Source organism: Ruoffia tabacinasalis, assembly GCF_042652985.1.
Lineage (GTDB): Bacteria > Bacillota > Bacilli > Lactobacillales > Aerococcaceae > Ruoffia > Ruoffia tabacinasalis.
In genome coordinates this window covers 59,318-80,517 of sequence record NZ_JBHSHQ010000061.1, presented here as the reverse complement: position 1 = coordinate 80,517, position 21,200 = coordinate 59,318, and the positions used below count along the sequence as shown (strand labels likewise).

26 protein-coding genes, 1 pseudogene and 1 riboswitch are annotated in these 21,200 nt (G+C 37.5%); of the genes and pseudogenes, 13 read left to right on the top strand and 14 right to left on the bottom strand.

Translation table 11 applies throughout. The features are described 5' to 3' along the window. Positions 1-234: transposase (locus tag ACFO5Y_RS10245; protein WP_380706586.1), on the top strand; the 234-nt coding region annotated here is incomplete at its 5' end. 93 nt (positions 235-327) lie between these two features. Here ACFO5Y_RS10245 and ACFO5Y_RS10240 read toward each other — a convergent pair. From ACFO5Y_RS10240 to ACFO5Y_RS10230, 3 genes are all read right to left on the bottom strand, one after another. Continuing rightward, complete coding sequence (locus ACFO5Y_RS10240; RefSeq protein ID WP_197104276.1) at positions 328-735, bottom strand: YccF domain-containing protein; 408 nt, start codon at positions 733-735, stop codon at positions 328-330. Positions 736-836: 101 nt separating this feature from the next. Further along, positions 837-1,589 (bottom strand): esterase family protein, encoded by a 753-nt coding sequence (locus ACFO5Y_RS10235; RefSeq protein ID WP_197104277.1) that lies wholly within the window; start codon positions 1,587-1,589, stop codon positions 837-839. Between the two features lie 3 nt (positions 1,590-1,592). Further along, positions 1,593-2,774 (bottom strand): ATP-grasp domain-containing protein, encoded by a 1,182-nt coding sequence (locus ACFO5Y_RS10230; RefSeq protein ID WP_197104278.1) that lies wholly within the window; start codon positions 2,772-2,774, stop codon positions 1,593-1,595. 173 nt (positions 2,775-2,947) lie between these two features. Next, a riboswitch (Fluoride riboswitch) is annotated at positions 2,948-3,021 on the top strand. A 44-nt stretch (positions 3,022-3,065) separates the two neighbouring features. On the opposite strand from ACFO5Y_RS10230, the gene ACFO5Y_RS10225 reads away from it, so the two are divergent. The 5 genes from ACFO5Y_RS10225 to ACFO5Y_RS10205 all read left to right on the top strand — a co-directional run bounded on the left by ACFO5Y_RS10225 (position 3,066) and on the right by ACFO5Y_RS10205 (position 8,147). Continuing rightward, positions 3,066-4,247 carry a cation:proton antiporter gene (locus ACFO5Y_RS10225; protein ID WP_197104279.1) on the top strand — a complete coding sequence of 394 codons (1,182 nt, stop codon included), beginning with the start codon at positions 3,066-3,068 and terminating at the stop codon, positions 4,245-4,247. Between the two features lie 139 nt (positions 4,248-4,386). After that, positions 4,387-5,124 (top strand): methionine ABC transporter ATP-binding protein, encoded by a 738-nt coding sequence (locus tag ACFO5Y_RS10220; RefSeq protein ID WP_197104280.1) that lies wholly within the window; start codon positions 4,387-4,389, stop codon positions 5,122-5,124. After that, positions 5,117-5,803, top strand: coding sequence for a methionine ABC transporter permease (locus ACFO5Y_RS10215; protein ID WP_197104281.1), 687 nt, complete (start codon positions 5,117-5,119; stop codon positions 5,801-5,803). Before ACFO5Y_RS10220 ends, ACFO5Y_RS10215 begins: the two co-directional genes overlap by 8 nt. 30 nt (positions 5,804-5,833) lie before the next feature. Further along, a complete protein-coding gene (locus ACFO5Y_RS10210) occupies positions 5,834-6,739 on the top strand; it encodes a MetQ/NlpA family ABC transporter substrate-binding protein (RefSeq protein WP_197104282.1) in 906 nt (301 codons plus the stop codon). Positions 6,740-7,187: 448 nt separating this feature from the next. Continuing rightward, complete coding sequence (locus tag ACFO5Y_RS10205; protein WP_197104283.1) at positions 7,188-8,147, top strand: DUF697 domain-containing protein; 960 nt, start codon at positions 7,188-7,190, stop codon at positions 8,145-8,147. Between the two features lie 54 nt (positions 8,148-8,201). On the opposite strand, the gene ACFO5Y_RS10200 is transcribed toward ACFO5Y_RS10205, so the two are convergent. Continuing rightward, complete coding sequence (locus ACFO5Y_RS10200; protein ID WP_197104284.1) at positions 8,202-8,636, bottom strand: DUF2188 domain-containing protein; 435 nt, start codon at positions 8,634-8,636, stop codon at positions 8,202-8,204. A 111-nt stretch (positions 8,637-8,747) separates the two neighbouring features. On the opposite strand from ACFO5Y_RS10200, the gene ACFO5Y_RS10195 reads away from it, so the two are divergent. After that, positions 8,748-9,389: an NAD(P)-dependent oxidoreductase gene (locus ACFO5Y_RS10195; protein WP_197104285.1), complete on the top strand. Its 642-nt coding sequence runs from the start codon at positions 8,748-8,750 to the stop codon at positions 9,387-9,389. A gap of 52 nt (positions 9,390-9,441) precedes the next feature. Here the strand turns inward: ACFO5Y_RS10195 and ACFO5Y_RS10190 are convergent, their stop codons facing one another. The 6 genes from ACFO5Y_RS10190 to ACFO5Y_RS10165 all read right to left on the bottom strand — a co-directional run bounded on the left by ACFO5Y_RS10190 (position 9,442) and on the right by ACFO5Y_RS10165 (position 14,692). Further along, on the bottom strand, positions 9,442-10,518 hold the full coding sequence (locus tag ACFO5Y_RS10190) for a serine hydrolase domain-containing protein (protein ID WP_197104286.1): 1,077 nt from the start codon (positions 10,516-10,518) through the stop codon (positions 9,442-9,444). 125 nt (positions 10,519-10,643) lie between these two features. Then, positions 10,644-11,423, bottom strand: a complete 780-nt coding sequence (locus ACFO5Y_RS10185) for a formate/nitrite transporter family protein (RefSeq protein WP_197104287.1) — start codon at positions 11,421-11,423, stop codon at positions 10,644-10,646. A 174-nt stretch (positions 11,424-11,597) separates the two neighbouring features. Then, entirely contained in the window at positions 11,598-11,999 is a 402-nt protein-coding gene (locus tag ACFO5Y_RS10180; RefSeq protein ID WP_380706591.1) for an acetyl-CoA hydrolase/transferase C-terminal domain-containing protein, read from the bottom strand. After that, the gene (locus ACFO5Y_RS10175) at positions 11,969-12,241 is read right to left on the bottom strand and encodes a hypothetical protein (RefSeq protein WP_197104288.1); all 273 of its coding nucleotides are present in this window, start codon (positions 12,239-12,241) and stop codon (positions 11,969-11,971) included. Before ACFO5Y_RS10175 ends, ACFO5Y_RS10180 begins: the two co-directional genes overlap by 31 nt. Positions 12,242-12,257: 16 nt before the next feature. Next, positions 12,258-13,439 (bottom strand): acetyl-CoA C-acetyltransferase, encoded by a 1,182-nt coding sequence (locus ACFO5Y_RS10170; RefSeq protein WP_197104289.1) that lies wholly within the window; start codon positions 13,437-13,439, stop codon positions 12,258-12,260. A gap of 350 nt (positions 13,440-13,789) precedes the next feature. After that, entirely contained in the window at positions 13,790-14,692 is a 903-nt protein-coding gene (locus tag ACFO5Y_RS10165; protein WP_197104349.1) for a LysR family transcriptional regulator, read from the bottom strand. A 206-nt stretch (positions 14,693-14,898) separates the two neighbouring features. On the opposite strand from ACFO5Y_RS10165, the gene fadE reads away from it, so the two are divergent. Both fadE and ACFO5Y_RS10155 read left to right on the top strand, forming a co-directional pair. Further along, on the top strand, positions 14,899-16,104 hold the full coding sequence (gene fadE / locus ACFO5Y_RS10160) for an acyl-CoA dehydrogenase FadE (protein WP_197104290.1): 1,206 nt from the start codon (positions 14,899-14,901) through the stop codon (positions 16,102-16,104). A gap of 21 nt (positions 16,105-16,125) precedes the next feature. Next, positions 16,126-16,596, top strand: a complete 471-nt coding sequence (locus ACFO5Y_RS10155; protein ID WP_197104291.1) for a MaoC family dehydratase — start codon at positions 16,126-16,128, stop codon at positions 16,594-16,596. A 48-nt stretch (positions 16,597-16,644) separates the two neighbouring features. On the opposite strand, the gene ACFO5Y_RS10150 is transcribed toward ACFO5Y_RS10155, so the two are convergent. The 4 genes and pseudogenes from ACFO5Y_RS10150 to ACFO5Y_RS10135 form a co-directional block, all read right to left on the bottom strand. Then, positions 16,645-17,079 (bottom strand): GNAT family N-acetyltransferase, encoded by a 435-nt coding sequence (locus ACFO5Y_RS10150; RefSeq protein ID WP_197104292.1) that lies wholly within the window; start codon positions 17,077-17,079, stop codon positions 16,645-16,647. Between the two features lie 66 nt (positions 17,080-17,145). Continuing rightward, positions 17,146-17,430 (bottom strand): annotated as a pseudogene (locus ACFO5Y_RS10145) (M20/M25/M40 family metallo-hydrolase); the annotation flags it as partial. A 257-nt stretch (positions 17,431-17,687) separates the two neighbouring features. Then, a complete protein-coding gene (locus ACFO5Y_RS10140) occupies positions 17,688-18,233 on the bottom strand; it encodes a TIGR01440 family protein (protein ID WP_197104294.1) in 546 nt (181 codons plus the stop codon). Beyond that, on the bottom strand, positions 18,234-18,737 hold the full coding sequence (locus tag ACFO5Y_RS10135; RefSeq protein ID WP_197104295.1) for an ECF transporter S component: 504 nt from the start codon (positions 18,735-18,737) through the stop codon (positions 18,234-18,236). 151 nt (positions 18,738-18,888) lie between these two features. On the opposite strand from ACFO5Y_RS10135, the gene ACFO5Y_RS10130 reads away from it, so the two are divergent. The 4 genes from ACFO5Y_RS10130 (at position 18,889) to ACFO5Y_RS10115 (ending at position 20,428) form a co-directional block, all read left to right on the top strand. Further along, positions 18,889-19,005: a VOC family protein gene (locus tag ACFO5Y_RS10130; protein WP_380706588.1), complete on the top strand. Its 117-nt coding sequence runs from the start codon at positions 18,889-18,891 to the stop codon at positions 19,003-19,005. A 17-nt stretch (positions 19,006-19,022) separates the two neighbouring features. Beyond that, the gene (locus ACFO5Y_RS10125) at positions 19,023-19,352 is read left to right on the top strand and encodes a VOC family protein (RefSeq protein ID WP_269434915.1); all 330 of its coding nucleotides are present in this window, start codon (positions 19,023-19,025) and stop codon (positions 19,350-19,352) included. Positions 19,353-19,373: 21 nt separating this feature from the next. Continuing rightward, positions 19,374-19,877: a hypothetical protein gene (locus ACFO5Y_RS10120; RefSeq protein WP_197104296.1), complete on the top strand. Its 504-nt coding sequence runs from the start codon at positions 19,374-19,376 to the stop codon at positions 19,875-19,877. Positions 19,878-20,098: 221 nt separating this feature from the next. After that, entirely contained in the window at positions 20,099-20,428 is a 330-nt protein-coding gene (locus tag ACFO5Y_RS10115) for a DsrE family protein (RefSeq protein WP_197104297.1), read from the top strand. Positions 20,429-21,200 lie beyond the last annotated feature (772 nt).

The following is a 21,200-nucleotide window of genomic DNA, read 5'->3' as shown; positions in this document are numbered from 1 at the left end:
TATTTTGCCGATCCAGGAACGCCCTCACAGCGAGCTTTGAATGAGAATTCCAATGGTTTATTACGCAGAGTCGGACTGCCAAAAGGAATGGACTTTAATCAAGTAGACCAAAGCTTTGTGTCATCGATTGCACACAAACGGAACACGATTCCACGGAAATCCTTACACTACCGAACACCGTTGGAAGTATTTTTGAGTTACTTAGATGAAGCAGTTTTGTCTAGCTTAATTTGACAAATCAAATTAACTAAAAATTTAATCGTATATCAGATGAATTTTCATTCATAAAAAAAGAAGCATTCTTACATGCTTCTTCAACTTCATAACTTATCTTGAATATGGAACGTCGGTTCTCATCACTACTTGTTGGCGTTCATTGTGGATTTCTGCACCAAATGGGAAGAGTGCGAGTTTCACTAATTTGAACTGTTGTAAGCCAAATGGAATCCCAATAATGGTCACACATAATATTAAGCCACTAAATAAATGCATCGCTGCGATTTCAATTCCGCCAAAAATAATCCATAAAATATTCATAAGGAAACTTCCCCCACTATTACTGTGGTAAACTTCACGTCCCATTGGCCAAGCAGATAGGCGCGCAATCTTGAAACATTGAATCCCAACAGGGATACCAATAATTGTCATACACCATAGCAAACCAATGAAGCCCCAGGTGATAAAATTAATAAAGCCTCCAAAGATAAACCAAATTAAATTACCTAAAAATTTCATATATAATCAATTCCTTTCAACTTGTACTTCCTTACAATACTAAGTATATACGAAATTCTGCCTTCTGTTATCATCCTTGAGACGTAATTTTAAAAGAATTGTTAAACAATTCCTAAATCTTCTAATGTTGAAAAGAAGTAATATATTTGCTGACGCCAGTCATGCCAATCATGGGCAACATCATGTCCCCAATAATCAAACCAGCCTGGAATTCCTTTAGCATTGAATACTTCATCTAATTTACGTGTCGCTGTGACGTGCGGCCCTTCCCAATCGCCTTGGCCAACTGAGACAATGAATTGATTCTGTCGGTATTGATCTAAGAACCATGGATCAGACATATTCCACAAGAAATCAATCGGAGAATTCTCATAAGTAGCAATATCGCTACCAAATTCGCCGGTAAAGTATCTCGCATCATAAACACCACTTTGTGAGATGGTTAGTCCAATAATATCCGGATGTCTTAAAGCAAACAGCATTGAGTGGAAGCCACCCATACTGCAACCAGTCGCAATCATCTTCCCGTCCCATTGTGATTCATGTCGGACTAAGGGAATGAACTCATGCACTAAATACTTATCATACTGATTATGTGCTTTTGCCTTATCGTGTGCTGATTTACCAGTGTCATTCCAAGATTCTGAATCGATACTGCTCACAGTATAAAGATGAATTTGTCCTGATTCGATGAAACCACTTAAAGTTTCTACCATCTTAAAGTCAGCATACTCATCCTTACTCCCACCACTTGATGGGAATACAATCACTGGCGTACCGCCATGCCCATAACGGTTAAAATACATTTCACGGCCTAAATGCCCACTATAATGACTTCTTGCTTCAAAATGCATTGTTTACGCCTCCTGTCTTTGAGCGATGGTTTTAAGCATTTCATTAATTTTCTTTTCTGATGGCGACTTCATAATAAATCCTATATCTCCCATTGCTTTAGCAAAAACACCTGGAATTTGTACAATGTTTACTAATTCTTTACTGTATTTATCTTTAATTTCTTCATTCGTAAACTTATAATTTAAATGATTTTTTCGTGAGACATAAATCACATGATATGGTCGTGTAATTTCTGCTTCAAATCGATTATCTTTAACTAAATTTGCATATTCTTTAAAAATATCAAAATCATTCGCATAGTTGAACATATCAATTGTAGCGCCTCCAGGTGGTCGGCAGTTCACTTCTAATCCATATAAAGAACCATCTTTTAATCTAAAGAATTCAAAGTGGAAGAAACGCTCTTTTATTTCAAAGGCTTTCACACATTTTTCTCCGAATTCAGCAAGATCCTTAGGAATCTCACGTACAATATGGTAATACATATCTGTATCTTGGGTAACAATATCTAAGATAGGTTTATCATTGATTAAAGTAGATGAGAAGACGATATTTCCATCCCGGTCTGTTAAACCATCAAAGGTTACAATTTGTCCATCAATGAATTCTTCCATAATGTAAGGCACCTCTGGTTGTTTAACCTTAAAGAATTCATCTAGTTCTTTTTCGTTTTTGACTTTAAACGTATCGTTTGCACCAACACCAGTATCTGGTTTAATAATGACTGGATACTTTAGACTTTTAATTAGTTTTTTCGCATCGGCTTTGTCTGATATGACACGGCCTTTAGCTACAGGTATCTTTAGTTCACGAAAGACTTCTTTCATCGTTGATTTAAATTTAATCAAGCGAATATTGCGATTGTTATAACCGAAGACGTTGAAATCTGTCCGCAACTTTGCATCAAGTTCTAACCAGTGCTCGTTATGCGATTCGATGCGGTCGATTTTACCGTATTTAAACGCAAAGTAAGCAACAGCTCTATACATTTGATCATAATCATCCATATTATCGACGCGATAATATTCTGTTAAACTATCTCTCAACGATTGACTTAAATTCTCATAAGGTTCATCTGCAATACCTAAGGTATTAATGCCTTTTTCCTTTAAACGAACTGCGAATGTTTCAAAGTTCGATGGGAAATGAGGTGAAATCATGACAAAATTTATTTTCTCGTTCATACCAATGCCTCTTTTCTAAAGTTGATTTCTAATCATTACGATTGATTTTACTTATAAAAATTATACCATATTAATGAGAATAACTCTAATTCATTTTTAATCTTCTTGCTATATTATTTTACTGGATCGAAAGTATTGACCGTATTAAATTTAGGTGTATACTTTAGATAAATATAATATTTGGGAATGAAGGGCTCCCTTGCCTACGGGCAAAACCGTCTTAAAGACTAATGACTTCTGCATGCTTATTTGAGTGTGTAGAAGTCTTTTTTATATTATTGGAGGGATAAAATGTTAGTAAGTGTTGCATTGATATTAGTGAGTGGGGTTGTCTTGGAGTATACTTTAAAGAAGCTAAAACTCCCTGCTTTATTAGGTTATTTAATAGCCGGAATATTATTAGGCCCTTTTGGTTTAAATCTTGTTGATTCAGATTTATTACGATTAAGTCCTGACATTCGTCAAGTCGCGTTGATTGTTATCTTAACTCGCGCAGGTTTGTCATTGGATATTAAGCGACTGTTAGAGGTGGGTCGCCCAGCTATCATGATGTGTTTTGTGCCGGCAACCGTTGAGATTATGACTTCGATGATCTTTGGACCTTTGTTTTTTAGCTTTTCTTTAATCCAATCTTTATTGATTGGTGCAATATTAGCAGCGGTCTCTCCAGCGGTAGTCGTCCCACGCATGGTAGATTTAATTCAAACGCATCGGGGTACGAAAAAGCAAGTGCCGCAAATGATATTAGCGGGTGCTTCTTTAGATGATGTCTTTGTTTTAGTTTTATTTTCAGCCTTTTTAACGATTGCTTTAGGAGGTTCTGTCTCAGCTTGGACATTTATGCAAGTGCCTGTTTCAATTATTGCAGGAATTTTTGGCGGGGCAGTCCTAGGTTATTTATTAAACTTCTTATTTGCATACATTCAATTAAAGCGTGTGTTTCAAGTTATGATCCTCTTAGCAAGTGGGATGGTATTGATGCGTTTGGAAACAGTTTTTACAGGTCTATTTTCTGGAATTCTTGCGGTCATCTCAATGAATATTATGATTCGGACTCAATCTGAAAAGTTATCTAATGACTTATCAGGTTCTTTTAACCAAGTTTGGTTTGTCGCTGAGATTTATCTATTCTTTTTAGTCGGTGTGAGTGTCAATCCGGAAAATGCTTTGTCTTATGGATTCTTACCGATACTCTTTATCATTCTTCTCTCTCTGTGTCGAATATTTATTGGTGTGAGACTTTGTTTGCTTAATACGCCTTTTAATAAGAAAGAGAAGAGATTTGTACTCATGAGTTATTTACCTAAAGCAACGGTTCAAGCTGCTATTGGGAGTGTGCCTTTAGCAAACGGAATGGCTGGTGGAGAATTGATGTTAACTCTCGCAGTCTTGTCAATCTTAATTACAGCGCCCTTTGGAGCCATCGGGATGGATTATTTCGCACCGAGATTATTGACAAATGACAGTGAATAAACAGTTTCGGTCGTCTGTTTTAGGATAGAGAACATTTTCACAATATATTCCCCGATAATAGGGATTTATTCTGTTTCATTTTAAACATAAATCTGTTACAATGAAAACAATTACAAGAATCAAAGGTGGTGGATAATTTTTGATTGAACTCGTGAATACAACGAAGCGATTTGAAGGAAAATCTGGCTCGTTTCTCGCAGTAGACAATATAAGTTTAAGCATTAAAGACCAAGAAGTTTTTGGTGTGGTCGGAGAAAGTGGTGCAGGTAAATCAACGCTTGTTCGTTTTATTAATGCTTTAGAACGCCCAGATAGTGGACAAGTTTTGGTCGATAATGTTGAGGTGATGTCTTTAAGTAAAGGAGAACTTCAATATTTCCGTAAAGATATTGGTATGATTTTCCAGCAATTTAATCTATTAAATAATAAGACCGTCGCTGAAAATGTACACTTAGCCCTTGAAATACATCCTTACGATGACCCTTTGTCGGTGGATGAAGTTCTAAGTTTTGTAGGACTCAGTGATAAAAAGGATCACTACCCTAGCCAATTATCGGGTGGTCAAAAACAACGGGTTGGTATCGCGCGTGCTTTAGTGACGCGTCCGAAAATATTATTATGTGATGAGCCAACGTCTGCTTTAGATGCGAAGATGACGGATGAGATTGTGTCGGTATTAAAACGTGCGCACGCTAAATTCAATATGACCATTGTGATTGTGACCCATGAACTTGATGTGATAAAAGCGATGTGTCACCGCACGGCTATCTTAGAGCATGGAAAATTGGTTGATGTGTTGGATATTAAAGAATCTGATTATGTGCCAGAAGCTAAAAGTTATCACGACCGAGTGTTGGAGGTGCTAACAGATGATTGAGTCAATTCAAATATATTTAGATCGGGTGATTGAGTTCGCACCGAGACTGATTGAGAGTTTGCAAGAATCGGGTATTATGCTGAGCTTGGCATCAGTGGCTGCTATCTTTATTGGTATTCCTTTGGGAACCTTGCTTTATTTAACTGCCCCTGGGAAGCCAAGTGAGAACCGCTGGATTTATCAGATTTGTAATATTTTCGTGAATATTGTTCGTTCGTTCCCGTTCCTACTACTTGTCGTTGCAATGCAACCCGCTATTCGCGCCTTGTATGGTCGAGCAACTGGCGATCCCATCGCAGCGTCCTTTCCAATGATGTTAATTGCTATCGCACTTTATGCTCGCTTTGTCGAGCAGTCGTTATTAGAGATTCCAAAAGGTGTCATCGAAGTAGCTGACGCTATGGGAGCTTCTACAAAACAGCTCGTAACCAAATTTTTATTTGTCGAGTCGAGAAGCTCACTCATTATCGGTTTTACGACCGCCTTTGTTAGTTTTATCTCTTACTCAACGATTATGGGTGTTGTTGGAGGAGGTGGAATCGGCGACTTTGCGATCCGATACGGTTATCAGCGCTACGAGACTGATATTATGTACACGGCAATCGTAGTGATCATCATTTTTGTACAGATTATTCAATGGTTAGGTTTAAAATTAGCTAAGAAATTAGATAAACGCTAGAAAGCATATTAAATTTAAAGGAGAATGTAAATGTTTAAAAAAGGTTTATTAGTTAGTGCGTTAGCATTATTAGTTGGAGGCTTTGCTCCAGCAGCCGCGAATGTGTCAGCTCAAGAAGAGGAAAATGTATTAAAAGTTGCTTCTCACTTACCTCCAATGACTGATGTCGTTGAAATCGCTAGTGAAGTTATTGCAGAACCATATTCAATCGAATTAGTTGAGGTTTCTGACAACATTCAATATAACGAAGCTTTATTAAATGATGAAGTCTACGCAAACTTTGCTCAACACGAGCCATTCGCTGAAATCTTTAACGAAGAGCGCGATGGTGACTTAGTTGCAATCCAACCGGTTTATAATGCAGTGGTTGGTTTCTACTCATCGGTTTACGATTCAATTGACCAAATTGAAGATGGTGCTGAAGTGGCAATTCCTTCCGATATTACAAATGAAGGTCGTGCATTATTAATTTTAGAAGATCATGATTTAATTTCTTTAAATGATGAGGCTGGTTTATTCCCAACTGTTGAAGATATTGAAGAGAATCCTCATAACTTAGAATTCACTCACATTGACTTATTAAATTTAACAGGTGCTTATGAAGATGGGATTGAATTAGTATTCAACTACCCTACTTACATCGCAAGCATTGATTTAACAACTGATGACGCATTAATCTTAGAAGACGAAGATGACAATACGTATGCAATTCAACTAGTTATTCGTGAAGGAAATCTTGATACTGAAGCTACAAAAGCACTTCAAGCCGCTTTTGCTTCTCCAGAAGTATTAGAATTCCTAGATGAATTAGGTGCTGAAAAACACCTTGCGCCAGCGTTTAGCTTAGATGGTGAAGAAGATGAAGATGAGGATGAGGATGATGCAGAAGACGCAGATGAGGATAGTTCTGAGTCTGAAGAAGAATCTGCTGAATAATTTAATATTTTTTACACAAGCAGTGCTTATTGAAAAATAAGTGCTGTTTTTTTGTGGTGTGGTTGGGGTGGCGTGTCCTTGAGATTTTCTCAGGGTCATATTTCGGCGTTTCGTGTCCCTGACATTTTCTCAAGGATGCTTTAGTGCCCTGACATTTTTTCAGGGATCCTTTTCGCCGTTTTGATGCTTTGACATTTTCTCAAAGATGCTTTGGTGCTCTGAGATTTTTTCAGGGAACCTTTTCGTAGTTTTAGTGCCTTGAGATTTTCTCAAGGATACTTTGGTGCTCTGACATTTTCTCAGGGATCCTTTTTGCCGCTTTGGTTCTCTGAAATTTTCTCAGGGACACATTTTATCCCTAAACATTTCAAATATAAGTCTCTAGGCTGATAGTTTTATGGTATATTTACTGTAAAATAATTGTGATAACTATGAAAGGACTGATCTTATGACAGATTGGTGGAAAGATATTAAGCGCGTCCTAATGGGGCTTGCCACTGTATTAGGTTTACTATTCATCGTATTCGTTATTAATCAATTTATATTACTTTATCAATTTCTAGCCTTACTTCATCCGATACTCGCAATTATTGTATTGAGTGTCATTGGAATTGGTATTCTATATTTCATCTATTCGATGACAAAACAATTACTGAAAAGTCCGAAAGTATTGGAATTGGAAGATGATGCGACGGAAGAAGAGTATGAGGAGTACATTGACAAGACGCTCGATTTATTAAAGAAAAATCCTCGTCTGGTCAATCTTGAAGTCGATGAGGAATTGCCGAAACAAGAACAAGTAGAGTTGTATTTTAAAGAATTAGATGAATTATCGATGCCTCTTATCAAGCAAAATGCAAATGCGATTTTCCTAAGTACGGCGATTTCACAAAATGGTTCCCTAGACAGCCTCGTTGTTCTATTCTCATTACTGAGAATGGTTTGGCAAATTGCGCGAATTTATGAAACACGCCCGTCCCTTGCTAGCTTAGCCAAGTTATATATGCAAGTGGCGAGTGTTGTGTTAATGGCGCGCACCATTGAAGATGCAGATTTAATTGAGTATCAATTAGAACCACTGATTACAACCATCGTTGGTGAAAGTATTGCCTCAGCCATCCCTGGTATGGTCCCCATCGCTAATCTGGTTGTGAGTTCATTAATGGAAGGTGCAGTAAACTCATTCCTGACTATGCGTGTTGGTATTATTACCCAAGATTTCCTCGGACATATTCGCCCTACCGACAAACATAATATTCGTCGCTCTGCTTCATTGCAGTCAATGAAATTTATGGGATCAATTATTAAAGACAATAGTAAAGTGGTCGTTAAAACCGTTGGCAATGCTGTTCGTAAAGCGGGTGTTGGCACAGCTAAACGTTGGTTTAACTTTGGTGAAAGTAAATAAAGTTTTGTAAGTAAAAAGGATTACGGCCAACAATTGGCTTCAATCCTTTTTTTGTTAATCTTGTTTCTTTCCGTCTTTCGTATAGCTAATCACTTTTGCATCACGATTCTCTGCGATCTCTTTTGCCCGCTCTATTGCGTCTGCTTTAATATCAAAACTATCACTAGCTCTTTCAGCGTCGACTGTCTTCACTTTCCACTGCTCTTCTTCATAAAAGACTTCAACATCATTATCTATTAAGTCAGGATTCGCACTGCTTGTATCGTGATTATCGCCTTTTTGAGGATTCGCTTCTTTGTCAAAGTCGTCGCGTTCACTTTGACTTGCATTGTTGTACCATTCTTTTCCTTCATTTATTGCAATCGGGATGGCACGATCATCTTCATAGCCACTCTCTTCGAGGGCATTTGCGATGTCTATGATTTTTTTTCGTAATAAGGGTTCAAAGTTTTTCAATGAGTCTGGGTAATCTTGCATATTCCATGGCATTGTCATCACTCCTTCTTTATTACCTTACTATACTACTTAACGATGGTTAATCCTATTAATTGCATTTGGATGTATTTTCAAACTATAATATATTGTAAAGCGGAGATCTAAATGAAAATAGCAATTATTGGTGCAACAGGTAAAGCTGGAACTGAGTTATTTAAAGAAGCAACAGGACGTGACCACGAAGTAACTGACGTAGTTAGAAACGCAGAAAAAGCGGAGGAGCTTTTAGGCTCGGATGCGAATACAATTGTGAAAGATGCTTTTGATTTGACTCGTGATGATTTACAAGGCTTTGATGTTATTGTAAATGCCTTTGGAACCGCTCCTCAAACTGCTTATTTACACGTCGATTTAGCTACAAAATTAATTCACTTATTCCGTGACAAAACGTCTACACGTCTGTTCTTTATTTTAGGTGCTGGCAGTTTATTGGATGAGAAGGATGAGTTGTTTGTTGAAACGATTCGTCAAGATCCAAATTCATCTCCCTTTATTGATGTTCCAGAAGCGCAACTTCAAGAGTTAAACTTCTTACGTGATGTAAACGATGTAAAATGGGTTGGTGTATCTCCAGGGGCTCAACTTATTGAAGGTGAGCAAACAAATTACACGTCAGGAATCGACCATATCTTACAAAATGATAATGGCGAATCAATCACAACTTACAGTACGCTTGCGAAAGCAATTATAGATGAGGTTGAAGCACCTAAGTATCATAAACAACGATTCACAGTTATTAATAAATAAATATAGAAATAACCGCCTTGAGGCTAGACCACAAGGCGGTTTTTAATTTGTGTTATAAAGCTTCTAACTTCTTCATCAGTAACAAACTTCCGAGTAAATTTGACGGAATTCCTTGATCCATCGCAACATTGGATAGAACGACAACACCAACACCTTCCGCTTTATTAAAGCCAATGTAAGAGGTGTAACCACCGGTTCCTCCGTCATGCCAAATAATATCCTCCTCTTGATTGAGCATCCATTGATAAGCAACGGCATCAATTCGAATTCCTAATTCCCCATTATCACCTGAAGTGGCATTCACTTCACTGAGCGGATCATGAGACGCTTGAATTTCAGCATTCGCTTCTGAAAGTTGCAAGTCCAAGTAACTTAACATGTCCTCGATGTTTGATATTAAAGCACCTGCTGGGACATAGGCATCCGTTTCTTTTGACCAGCACCAGTTATTTCCTAATGGGGTTTCTTCCTCAAATAAATGGGTAGTACCTAGTTGCAAGTCTTCTTTAATATAATTTTCCAATAACACAGCATAACTCTCACCGTAAATACTTTCTAAAACAAGGCCTAATACTCCGGCATTAAAATTTGAATATTGGTAAGGTTGCTCGCCTTCTTTGTGTGAATTTTCAGCAATTTCATTCAGCATTATCTCACGACTCACATCTTGATAAGGATTGGCACCTTGCGTTAAATTATCAATGATGATTTCATTTTCAAAGAAAGTAGGGTATCCGGATGTATGAGTCAGTAATTGTCGGATGGTCGGGTAGTCAGTATCTTCCGGTAGGTTTAAATACTCACTGATTGAGTCGTCGATGTTTAATAAACCCTCTTCAACCGCGCGAGCAACTAAAGTACCGGTAAAAGTTTTAGTGATCGAGCCGACTTCATAAGCATGTATTGGCTTTGACTCATCTATACCCTCTTTTGTAAAAACTTGAAATTCTGATTGCCCCTGATCTATGTAGCCAACCGTATTAACCGCATCGTCACTAGCATTCACGGCTTGTTCAATTAGACTATCGAAGGTCGGTACGTCTTGGGCAAAGCTAGGTACGGTTATAAAAGCTGAAAGCATAACGTTTGTAGCCAAGCCCCATTTGATGAACCGTCGGTTTAATTTCATTATAATAAACTCCTCTAATTTAAGTCATTGAATCTGTCATCTATTATACTGAAACATCTTAGTATTATAACCCTTTTTGCATAAAAAAAGATTCCTGTACTGTGACAGAAATCTGAGTATTTATATTAGTCTAAGTAATTAGTTTTCGTTGAATCTAACCAAGCATAACCTAAGCCCATGACGAGCCCACCGCCGATATAGTTAGCAACAAAGACGAGTAACCAATGCATGATAACATTACCGAATGTGAAACTGTCAATAACACCTGGATTTGTGAACATAACTAATGAGAATCCACCAAAATTCGCAATGACGTGTTCGAAGCCAAAATAACAAAAGATAAATATAATCGCTACAACAAATAAGATTTTGGCGCTCGTTTCCTTAATTCGGACCGATCCAATAATGGCAATATTCACTAGAATATTCGCGATGATTCCGTCGAAAAACATGGCTCCGTATGGTTTGGCTAGCTTTGTTTCAATCGCATTATACATATAATGTGTTGACTCTAGATTGCTAAATAAAGTGGTGCGACTCAACATACAAGCAATTGCCATACTCCCCAGTAAATTAAATAACGTACACACTAGCAAAATACCCACTGCAGACCGCGCTGGAAGCGCTTTGCGGTATGTGGCATTTGTTAAAAACATCATATTAGATGTGGCTAATTCTCCATTGAGTAAGATAATCGTCACTAAGCCCCATGGGAAAAGAAGCGCATAAATGGCCCGACCAATCACTGGATCAATGCCACTAAAGTGGTTAGCAGCTATAAAAGCCACTGCTGAACCTAGTGTCAAATACATTCCTGCATACATCGCCCTCACAGCATATCTTAGAAATTCTGAACGATATAAAACCTCTTTTTTCTTAGCAACGTCATCGATATAATTATTCATCCTAATCTGTCTCCCCCATAAATTTTACACTATTACTATAACACATTTTTTGTGAGTTGGAAGCAATTCCATAAGTATTTTTTATGTAAAATTTTAAAAATAAAAAGCCACTGAGGACTCGTTCACAGATTCATATCCGTAATTCAAGTACTTAAGTGACTTTTATTTTATATATTAAACAGTTGCTGCAAAGAGTTTTTCAGCTTCTAAATAGCCCATGTCAATGGCTTGTTGACGTAATTCATCTCTAAATTTCGGATGAGCAATGTTAATTAATGCTTCAGTGCGTTCGAAGACAGTTTTTCCTTTTAATTGAGCTGCTCCGTATTCAGTGACGATTGTATCAATATCATTTTTCGTTGTTGATACAGGCGATCCTGCGTGAAGAACTGGCACAATCGTTGAGATTGAATCATTCTTCGCTGTTGAGTAAAGGCAAATAATTCCTTTACCTGCTTGAGATAGGCGAACTCCTTTTGTAAAGTCCGCTTGTCCGCCGGTCGATGAATAGTAAGTATCTTGAACACGTTCAGAGTTACATTGTCCTAAGAAATCAACTTGAACACTTGAGTTAATAAAATACTTGCCAGTGACGGAAATTGTTTAGAAACGATTTGAATTACTTTTATAAAGGTGTAAAAATCCTCTGTCTCTGATTCTTGAGAAAGTAATAATCGAAAGATGTCACACTTAAAGAAGTAATCAACATACTCTGTAGGAAATTCTTCCGTCGCATCATAATGCTTTGTTACTCGAGCTAACTCATCATTCGTGTATTGGGTAATTTCTTCTAATAAAGCATGAGACTCTTTCGACATTACACATTCTCCTTTTTTATGGTCGTTTAACGATTAAGGCAATCCCTTGTCCGCCACCGATACATAATGTAGCGAGCCCTGTTTTAGAATCACGTTTTATCATTTCGTGTAATAATGTCACAGTAATTCGTGCACCACTTGCCCCAATTGGGTGTCCTAGAGCGATTGAACCACCATTGACGTTGACAATATCTGTATCTAATTCTAATTCTTTAATCACACTTAATGCTTGTGCCGCGAAAGCTTCATTCGCTTCAATTAACTCAATGTCTTCTAAGCTCATATTTGCTTTAGCTAACACTCGGCGTGTAGCTGGGATTGGACCTGTCCCCATAATTTTTGGATCTACCCCGCCACTTGCGTAAGCGACGATTGAAGCTATTGGTGTTAAACCTAATGCTTCTGCTTTTTCTTTTGACATCAAAATAAGCATCGCAGCACCATCGTTGATTCCAGATGAATTACCTGCAGTAACAGATCCGTCTTTTGCGAAGGCTGGGCGTAATTTTCCTAATGAATCCATCGTTGAACCAAAGCGTGGGAATTCATCAGTATCAACCATCACTGGGTCACCTTTACGTTGTGGAACGGCAATTGGAACGATTTCTTCTTTGAAACGTCCAGCTTTGATTGCTGCTTCTGCACGGTTTTGACTTGACACGGCTAACTCGTCTTCCATTTCACGAGTTAATCCAAATTTTTCTGCGACATTCTCAGCTGTCACACCCATATGGATATCATCAAAAGCATCTATTAAACCATCTTTTAAGATAGTATCAACGATTTGACCGTCTCCCATACGTTTACCCCAACGTTGGTCATTTAATACGTATGGGGCTTGACTCATACTTTCTGTTCCACCCGCAATAACAACTTCATTGTCTCCGGCTAGGATTGATTGTGCTGCTAAGGCAACAGTTTTAAGTCCTGATCCACACACTTTGTTCACTGTAAATGCAGGAACTTCTTTTGGAATACCTGATTTAATAGCGATTTGTCGCGCAACGTTTTGTCCTAATCCTCCACTAAGTACATTTCCTAAGATCACTTCGTTAATCTCTTGAGGGTCTAAGTTGATGTCTTTAATACTTTCTTTCACTACTTGTGTTGCTAAATCCACAGCAGAAACATTTTTGAATGCTCCCCCAAAGCTTCCGATTGGCGAACGACGTGCTGATACAATTACTACTTCTGTCATTTTACTTCCTCCATTTTTATATATGTCTTAGTTTCATTTATTAAGCGTTTACAATTATAATTCTAATGCTTGCATCGATGAATTTCTATCATACTAAATTAATCGTTTCTATAAGCTCGACTTATATCTCATTTGAAGGGCTTATTGATAACCATTTTGTGTGTTGGGGTTTGTCGGGCTATTAAAGTTTTCATAAAATTTTTGTATAGAAAATGCGGGATGGAGGTCTGTAGTTTGAGGTCATATAGTGTTACTTTTCGAGGATGTTCAATCACAAAAAAATAGCATCAGCAAGATCACCTCACCAACACTATCTTAAAATTAATTATTGTTCGTTTAACTTCATCTCATTAACCGACTGGTTGATAGAAGAAGTCGAGCATATTTTCAAGCAGGATTTCTTCAACGTCGCTATAAGGTTTTTTCTTAGATCGACATAATAAGACGTTAAATGGTACGAAATCATGGAAATGCTTCACCGCAAATTCATCGCTACTAAAGAAGCGATCTACTGGCTTTGGTAGGATGGTTACGATTTCATTATTACGCGTCGCTTCGATTAAATAATCCCATGAAGCAGACGTAAACATCACATCATTGGGCACATTGCTTTCGGTTAATTTATTTTTCACTAGAAAATGCGTTGTAAAAGTATCATTAAATATCGCTAAACTATAAGGCTTTAAATGCGACCAGTTCAACAAATCATCAGAAGCTAAAGGATGGTTCACATCCATAAAGGCTGTCATTTCATTAATGTCAATCACATGTTGTTCGAAACCTTTCAGGTCTAAGTTCGTCGGTTCAATTAAAAATGCGAAATCAAGATCGTTATTAATCAACATATGTCTTAGGTCATTACAGCCACCTTCGGTAACTTCAATGCGGATGTCTGGATGTTCTAACACAAAGTTTGGTAAATACGTTGATAAGTAAACTCGCAATATTAAAGATGGAACGCCTAGTCGAATGGTTCCTTTTTGTTTAGAAGCCTCTCTTCTCACTAGCTCTTCCATCTCTATACTTTTTTGCGTAATATCTTGAGCATAGCGATATATCTTTTCTCCACTTTCAGTGAGTTCATCTAATCGTCCATTTTTTCTTTTAAATAGTTCGACTTCTTCTTCTTTTTCAAAATTTGTAATGAATTGGCTCAAAGCTGATTGACTAATGTGAATCTTCTTTGCCGCTAATGATAAATTGCAACCACATTCGACAATATTTATGAAATAATTCATTTGGTTTATATCCATTCTCATTAAATTTCAAACTCCTTTTCGCTTACATAATATAGGTTACTTCTTTTTAAATTGCTTGTAAACGCTTATTTTTAAAAATATCATAAGCTGAGCTAATACGATGTTTAATTATTAGTAATTAGTAATTCTTCTAAAGTGGTTATATTATAGACTTGTAAGCGTTTATATTCAAATTCATTTTTTAAAAAGGAGCATATTTTATGACTACAAAAGCAGATATCGTAAAGGAATTATATCCAGAAGATTTATATGGATATGCAGAAAAATTAACTGATGGCGAAATTGAAGTATTGCAAGAAGTTCGTGAAGCTTTAGAAACTCACGTACGTCCTGTCATCGCTGAGTACTGGGAGAATGCCGATTTTCCATTTGAAGCATTTAAAAAAGTAAGTGAAGTTGGATTTATGAACAATCCGAAGTTATATGTTGACCGTGAAGGGAAACGTAAGCCAAGTGAATTATATACGGCTTTCTTATACTTAGAACTAGCTCGTTTCGATGCATCCATCGCAACTTTCTATACTGTTCATGGCGGCTTATGCTACAACACAATTTTAATCGGTGGAGACGACCGTCAAATCGAAGAATTCGCACCTAAGTTAGCTTCATTTGAATGGCAAGGTTGTTTTGGATTAACTGAACCAGATCACGGTTCAGATATTGCAGGTGGCTTAGCAACAACCGCTCGCCGTGAGGGAGACAACTGGATTCTTAATGGAGAAAAACGTTGGATTGGAGGTGCGGATACTGCGGATGTTATCCCAATTTTCGCACGTGACGTTGAAGATAACCGCATCAAATGTTTCATCGTTCGTAAAGGTGCCGAAGGTTATGAGGCTAATCCAATTCCACATAAAGGGTCTTTACGCGCAATCCGTAACGCACACATTAAATTAGAAGACGTTGTTGTGCCTGAAACAGACCGCTTAGCTAACATTAACGGCTTTGGTGATGTTGCGAAAATCTTAGTCTTCACTCGTGCAGATGTGTCTCATATCGCGATGGGTGTGACAGCAGGTGCTTTCATTTCAGCATTAAAATACGTTAAAGAACGCGATCAATTCGGAAGAAAATTAGGTGGCTTCCAATTAGTTCAAGAGAAATTAGCCCGTATGCAAGCAAACGTTGTTGCTAACATTGGCTACTCAGTGCGCTTAGCTGAATTACAAGAAACTGAACGTCCATTAATGTTAAATTCGTCTCTAGCAAAAATGCACAACTCACTGACAATGCGTGAAACTGTTGCAATGGCTCGTGAAGTTTGTGGTGGTAATGGTATTACTTTAGAATCTGAAGTGATGCGTTTCTTCACAGATGCAGAAGCGATCTACACTTACGAAGGAACACATGAAGTGAATGCTTTAATCGTTGGTCGTGAGTTAACTGGTGTAGGTGCATTTACATAAAATAAAAAATGAGGGGTAAATATGAATAATAAAATATTCCGTTTAGAAGATTTAAAGATTGGAGACAAAATAGATTGTGGCTCTTATCAAATAAGTCGAGAGGAAATCATTGATTTTGCACAAAAATATGATCCTCAGTTTTATCACATTAATGAAGATAAAGCGAAGAACTACCAGTTTAAAGATTTAATTGCAAGTGGTTGGCACACAGCATCTATTGCTATGGGGCTAGTAGTTCGATCATTTAACATCGAGCACGGTATGATTGGTGCGATGGTCAACCTATCTTGGCCAAATCCAACTCGACCAGATGATATTCTATACGTTAACACTGAGATTCTGGATATCAAACCGTCTAAATCAAAACCATATCAAGCAGTCGTAGAAGTAAACTGGATTGTAAAAAATCAAAAAGATGACATTCTTCTTAAAACAAATTCGACAATACTTATGTTCTATGAAAACCCCACAAACCATTCGAAAAATCCTTAAGCAAAAAGTCCTAGAAGAGATCACTCTTTTCTAGGACTTTTTCTTTAGTTAATAATTTGGCAGGCGTTTGTATAAAGCATATTTGGTCAGACCACGTCTTGGATAATCGGTCATTGAACCTGATAATGTGTAACCTAATTTCTGATAGAAATCTAAGGCTTGGTAACTCAAGGTTGATAAGGAAACGGTATGTACTCCAATGGATTCAGCATACTGCTCCATTTCCTTTAATAGACCAGATCCAATTTGTTGACCACGATACGCTTTTTCTACAGCCAATGCATTCACATGCGCTGTCTCAAATTGTTTTGTAAAGGCGATGCCGCCTGCAAAGCCAGATTCATTCACGGCTTCAATCGCATACAGTTTAGATTCTAAATTCTCATGTTCTGGATAATTTTCTAACGTATGCGCATCTATTAAGGTATCTATCTTCACAAGAGAGACCTCAGGAATTTGTGCTTGAGTGTATCTCATCGTCATAATTCATTCACCCTCCATTGAATTTGTACGCGTCGTTCAATTATTTGCCTTCAGCAAATTTTGTAATCAGTTCAATATAAATATCACAAAGTTAAAATAAGCGTCTTTATCATTCAGTAAATTCGATGTGTCTGTGACATCACCTGTTGGTTCAGCAATAATCATTGCTTCAATGTCACCAATGTAGCCATTTTCATGTAAATATTTTGACCCGTGTTGCGCACTTTCCTCACCCGCAGTAAATAATAAGCGTAGCGTTCCTGGAGGAAAGGCATTGGCTTCTTTAATTTCAATCATCGCAGTGACTAGTGCTATTAATCCTGCTTTCATATCCGAAGTACCGTGTCCATGTAGCTTATCGTCTTATTCACTTAAGACAAAGGGATCATGTATCCAATCAGTAGCATCTCCTTATGACACCCCATCCATATGATTTAAAATTCCGATCACGGGCTACCGCTTCCTAATTCAGCTACTAAATTGACGCGTGCTTCATCAACTTCGATTTTATTTCTATTCACTGATTTAATCGCAACTAAATCTTTTCATTGTGATATCTTATCTTCATTTGAAAAAAGACTCATACATTCCGCTCCTTAATGTTTTCCTTAATTAGCGTACTGGGCGCGAGGTCCCCCAATGAATTTTGGTCGAGTTCTTAAAGCAGTTACATGGGCTGAGCCTAATTCCTTAATGCTTGGGCGCACGGGTACTTGGACATGTTTAACATGCATACCAATTGCTGTGTCTCCAATGTCTAATCCAGCTTGCGCGACAATGTGTTCGACGACAACAGGATCCCTAAAGTATTTGAAAGCTGCCACCGACGCTGCACCTCCAGCATTTAAAGCTGGCACAACAAATACTTCGTCTAAGTCCGCTTGCTTAGCATAAGCGCGTTCAACGACGAGCGCTCTGTTCAAATGCTCGCATCCTTGAACGGCTAAATTAATTCGATGCTGGTCTAAATACTCTTTCAGTGTTGACACAATGAGTTCGCCGACTTCTTGACTGGAATTTTTCCCAATCATGCCACCAACAACTTCACTTGTACTACACCCTAAAACAAAAGTATTCCCTGCTTGTAATTGGGCTACCTCTATTACATCTTCTACAATTTGAATTAAATCATTCGTTAAATTATCAGTGTACATTTAATTACCTTCTTTGGCTGGATTAAAACTTGTTTTCTTAAGGCCTTTTAATACGACGATCGTAACTAAACTTCCAAAAACCGTCTGCACGAGATTCCCTGGAATTGACGCCATCGCTGCTGGCCAAGTATATAATAACATGGTTGCTATGAAGTAGCCGACAATCATGCTCGCACTTCCAAGTACTAAACTTATACTTAGTTTAAAGGTACTTGTAAATTTCTGATATAAATATCCAACTAATAATCCTTGAATACCATGGATGATAATCGAGAATAAAGCCCATTGCGGTGCGCCAGATAAAATATCAATAAGTCCACCACTCAATGCCCCCACCCAAAAACCACCTGCGGGACCAAGTAAGACTGCACCTAAATATATACCCGCCTCACATAATGTAACAAATCCGTTCATTGCTGGAACCGGAATAATCACTAATAGGGAAATCGCTGTCGTTAAGGCAGTTAACAACGCGATTTTAACTAAATTATTTGTTTTAAACATTCCTATTCACCTCACTTTATATTCTATCATTATAATACAAGTGAGCCTTATTTTACACGCTTATTAGAAAATAATTAGAAATATTTACTTATATTATTCGTCTGATGGGATTATTTTGTTTTGATATTTTGTAATGGTAAAATAAAAAAACATTATCCTATCATTATGGTTTTCAGATAATAATTGTGAAGAAGCAATTAATTATTATGTTTCTATTTTTCCTAACTCAAAGTCACACTCATCGAATATTATCTGGATGAGTCTTTAAATGAGCAATTTAAAGGCATGGCTGGCAAAGTTATTCATGCTGAATTTGTATTGAATGGCCAGAAATTTATTGGTCTAGATGGCGGTCCGTATTTCCGATTTAACGAAGCAATTTCATTTACGATTGCTTGCGAAGATCAGGAGGAGATTGACTACTACTGGTCAAAATTATCTCACGTTCCAGAAAGTGAGCAATGTGGTTGGGTTAAGGATGCGTACGGTCTTTCTTGGCAAATTATCCCGAGTCACTTAAATGAATTGCAACAAACTGACGCTCAAATTCAAGCCTTGATGAACATGAAGAAAATTATTATTAGCGACTTGGAAGCAGCAGGTTTGGAAAAATAAATTTTATCACTGGAGGTAACTATGCAACATCAATTAACTATTCAAGAAGCTATTTTCACTTTATCAAATTTTAATAAACAAATTGATCAACTTACTTACCGTTTCCGTTCAAATTTCTTTGGTCCGGTGAAAGTGGACGGTAAGCCAATTGCTCATGATGATAAAGCTAAATCGAATGAAGAAGAATTGGTAAAATACAAACAACTGATTACCGACACAAGCGCTTTGCGTCACGCCATTGTACAGGCAAATAATGAACTTATTGTAGAAAATCATAGTGTCACTTATCAGCTCGAATGGGTTCGTCAAACGCGTTTACTATTGACGCAACTTGAGAATTTAATTCAGCGCCAAGAAACACGCGTTGAGACGGGGGTTGGCGTGGTCGAATATAGTGCTTATAATGAGTCATCGATTCGCGAAGACATTGACCGACTTACGAAAGAAGTTAATAAAATTTCTTCTTTAATCGATCAATCGAATGCAAACTCTATGATTTCAATTGATTTACTCACTGAGATTTAACACTTTTGGTAGAGTCTTTGTGTACTTAAAACTAGATTGAACGGTTGCGACTGACGATTAATTTAATATTACGATTAAAGTTTAACGATTAAAAACCACTGCAGCTGATAAATATAAAGACTCGATGGATTGTTTACGCAATCAAAAACTTTTTGCCGGCAGAAGTTTTGCCTTTACACGCTGGTTTATTTCTATTTTTTCAAAAGTAAAGAGGTGAAACGATGAAAAAAGTCATATTTCATGCTCACGAATTAGATGAGTGGTCAAAAGTTATCGCTAGTGCTAGTAATGCCTTAGCTGATTTAGTTAACGTTGATATAGTTATTCTTGGAAACGGACCTGCCGTTCAAATTGTTAGTCACCCTGATATTGCTTCGAAAGCTGAGCCTTTGTTAGAAAAAGGTGTTACTTTCGAGTTATGCGGACATGCTTTGGCTGCACAAGAATTAACACAAGAACAAGCAGAAGCGATTCACTTTACTTACGTCCCAAGCGGCGTGGTTGAACTGATTGCCCGCCAAGAAGACGGCTATGCATATATACGCGCATAAATAACAGCTCACCCTATTCAGTATTGTTGCTAAATGAGGTGGGCTGAGTTTGTTTTGGGTTGGTTTGGACGGGATTTTGTTGGGAATGTGTCCTTGAGATTTTTTCAGAGACATTTTTTTGGCGTTTCGTGTCCCTGAGATTTTTTCAGGGACATTTTTGGCCGTTTCGTGTCTTTGAGTTTTTTTCAAGGACATTTTTGGCCGTTTCGTGTCCCTGAGATTTTTTCAGGGATGCTTTGGTGTCCTGAGATTTTTTCAGGGATGCTTTGGTGTCCTGAGATTTTCTCAATCACCTATTTCTCCGCAGTACAAATTTTAAAACACTACCGCTCCTAAGTAGATCAAGAATAAGCCTAATAAAACGCCTAGTACTGGTATTCCGTACTCTAAAATATAACTCATGATACGGTAAAATCGGGTATAAATTTTCATTAGCATTTTTCATTATAAACGGACACTGCATATAAAATATACAATGGTAAATTGAATAAGACTAAGTTGTATAGAGCGAGCAAAACTAAAGCCAGTGTCCAATGAATATCTGCAGAAATTAAGACGGTTAAATATCCAATATACGGCAAGGCGCTCGTGAGCTCTGCCAAACAAGACACTACGCCTACACCAAATAATTGCCCGGCTGACAAATTCTTTGGCGTAGGTTCTACTTCCCCATCTTTAATCTCTGCTTTTTTATTTCTCTCTGAAAAATAGTGATAAAACGATAAATGATTAGCATCACACCTAGAACATTTAGTGTAAGCGGGATTAAAAA

What these genes read in the sequence shown, in the direction of transcription:
- ACFO5Y_RS10215 (WP_197104281.1), top strand. Translation starts at nt 5,117, where the DNA reads ATGATTGAGTCAATTCAAATATATTTAGATCGGGTGATTGAGTTCGCA.
- ACFO5Y_RS10155 (WP_197104291.1), top strand. Translation starts at nt 16,126, where the DNA reads ATGAATAATAAAATATTCCGTTTAGAAGATTTAAAGATTGGAGACAAA.
- ACFO5Y_RS10125 (WP_269434915.1), top strand. Translation starts at nt 19,023, where the DNA reads ATGGCTGGCAAAGTTATTCATGCTGAATTTGTATTGAATGGCCAGAAA.
- ACFO5Y_RS10200 (WP_197104284.1), bottom strand. Translation starts at nt 8,636, where the DNA reads ATGCCATGGAATATGCAAGATTACCCAGACTCATTGAAAAACTTTGAA.
- ACFO5Y_RS10240 (WP_197104276.1), bottom strand. Translation starts at nt 735, where the DNA reads ATGAAATTTTTAGGTAATTTAATTTGGTTTATCTTTGGAGGCTTTATT.
- ACFO5Y_RS10115 (WP_197104297.1), top strand. Translation starts at nt 20,099, where the DNA reads ATGAAAAAAGTCATATTTCATGCTCACGAATTAGATGAGTGGTCAAAA.
- ACFO5Y_RS10150 (WP_197104292.1), bottom strand. Translation starts at nt 17,079, where the DNA reads ATGACGATGAGATACACTCAAGCACAAATTCCTGAGGTCTCTCTTGTG.
- ACFO5Y_RS10235 (WP_197104277.1), bottom strand. Translation starts at nt 1,589, where the DNA reads ATGCATTTTGAAGCAAGAAGTCATTATAGTGGGCATTTAGGCCGTGAA.
- ACFO5Y_RS10230 (WP_197104278.1), bottom strand. Translation starts at nt 2,774, where the DNA reads ATGAACGAGAAAATAAATTTTGTCATGATTTCACCTCATTTCCCATCG.
- ACFO5Y_RS10190 (WP_197104286.1), bottom strand. Translation starts at nt 10,518, where the DNA reads ATGAAATTAAACCGACGGTTCATCAAATGGGGCTTGGCTACAAACGTT.
- ACFO5Y_RS10195 (WP_197104285.1), top strand. Translation starts at nt 8,748, where the DNA reads ATGAAAATAGCAATTATTGGTGCAACAGGTAAAGCTGGAACTGAGTTA.
- ACFO5Y_RS10175 (WP_197104288.1), bottom strand. Translation starts at nt 12,241, where the DNA reads ATGTCGAAAGAGTCTCATGCTTTATTAGAAGAAATTACCCAATACACG.
- ACFO5Y_RS10140 (WP_197104294.1), bottom strand. Translation starts at nt 18,233, where the DNA reads ATGTACACTGATAATTTAACGAATGATTTAATTCAAATTGTAGAAGAT.
- ACFO5Y_RS10185 (WP_197104287.1), bottom strand. Translation starts at nt 11,423, where the DNA reads ATGAATAATTATATCGATGACGTTGCTAAGAAAAAAGAGGTTTTATAT.
- fadE (WP_197104290.1), top strand. Translation starts at nt 14,899, where the DNA reads ATGACTACAAAAGCAGATATCGTAAAGGAATTATATCCAGAAGATTTA.
- ACFO5Y_RS10210 (WP_197104282.1), top strand. Translation starts at nt 5,834, where the DNA reads ATGTTTAAAAAAGGTTTATTAGTTAGTGCGTTAGCATTATTAGTTGGA.
- ACFO5Y_RS10135 (WP_197104295.1), bottom strand. Translation starts at nt 18,737, where the DNA reads ATGTTTAAAACAAATAATTTAGTTAAAATCGCGTTGTTAACTGCCTTA.
- ACFO5Y_RS10165 (WP_197104349.1), bottom strand. Translation starts at nt 14,692, where the DNA reads ATGGATATAAACCAAATGAATTATTTCATAAATATTGTCGAATGTGGT.
- ACFO5Y_RS10120 (WP_197104296.1), top strand. Translation starts at nt 19,374, where the DNA reads ATGCAACATCAATTAACTATTCAAGAAGCTATTTTCACTTTATCAAAT.
- ACFO5Y_RS10205 (WP_197104283.1), top strand. Translation starts at nt 7,188, where the DNA reads ATGACAGATTGGTGGAAAGATATTAAGCGCGTCCTAATGGGGCTTGCC.
- ACFO5Y_RS10225 (WP_197104279.1), top strand. Translation starts at nt 3,066, where the DNA reads ATGTTAGTAAGTGTTGCATTGATATTAGTGAGTGGGGTTGTCTTGGAG.
- ACFO5Y_RS10170 (WP_197104289.1), bottom strand. Translation starts at nt 13,439, where the DNA reads ATGACAGAAGTAGTAATTGTATCAGCACGTCGTTCGCCAATCGGAAGC.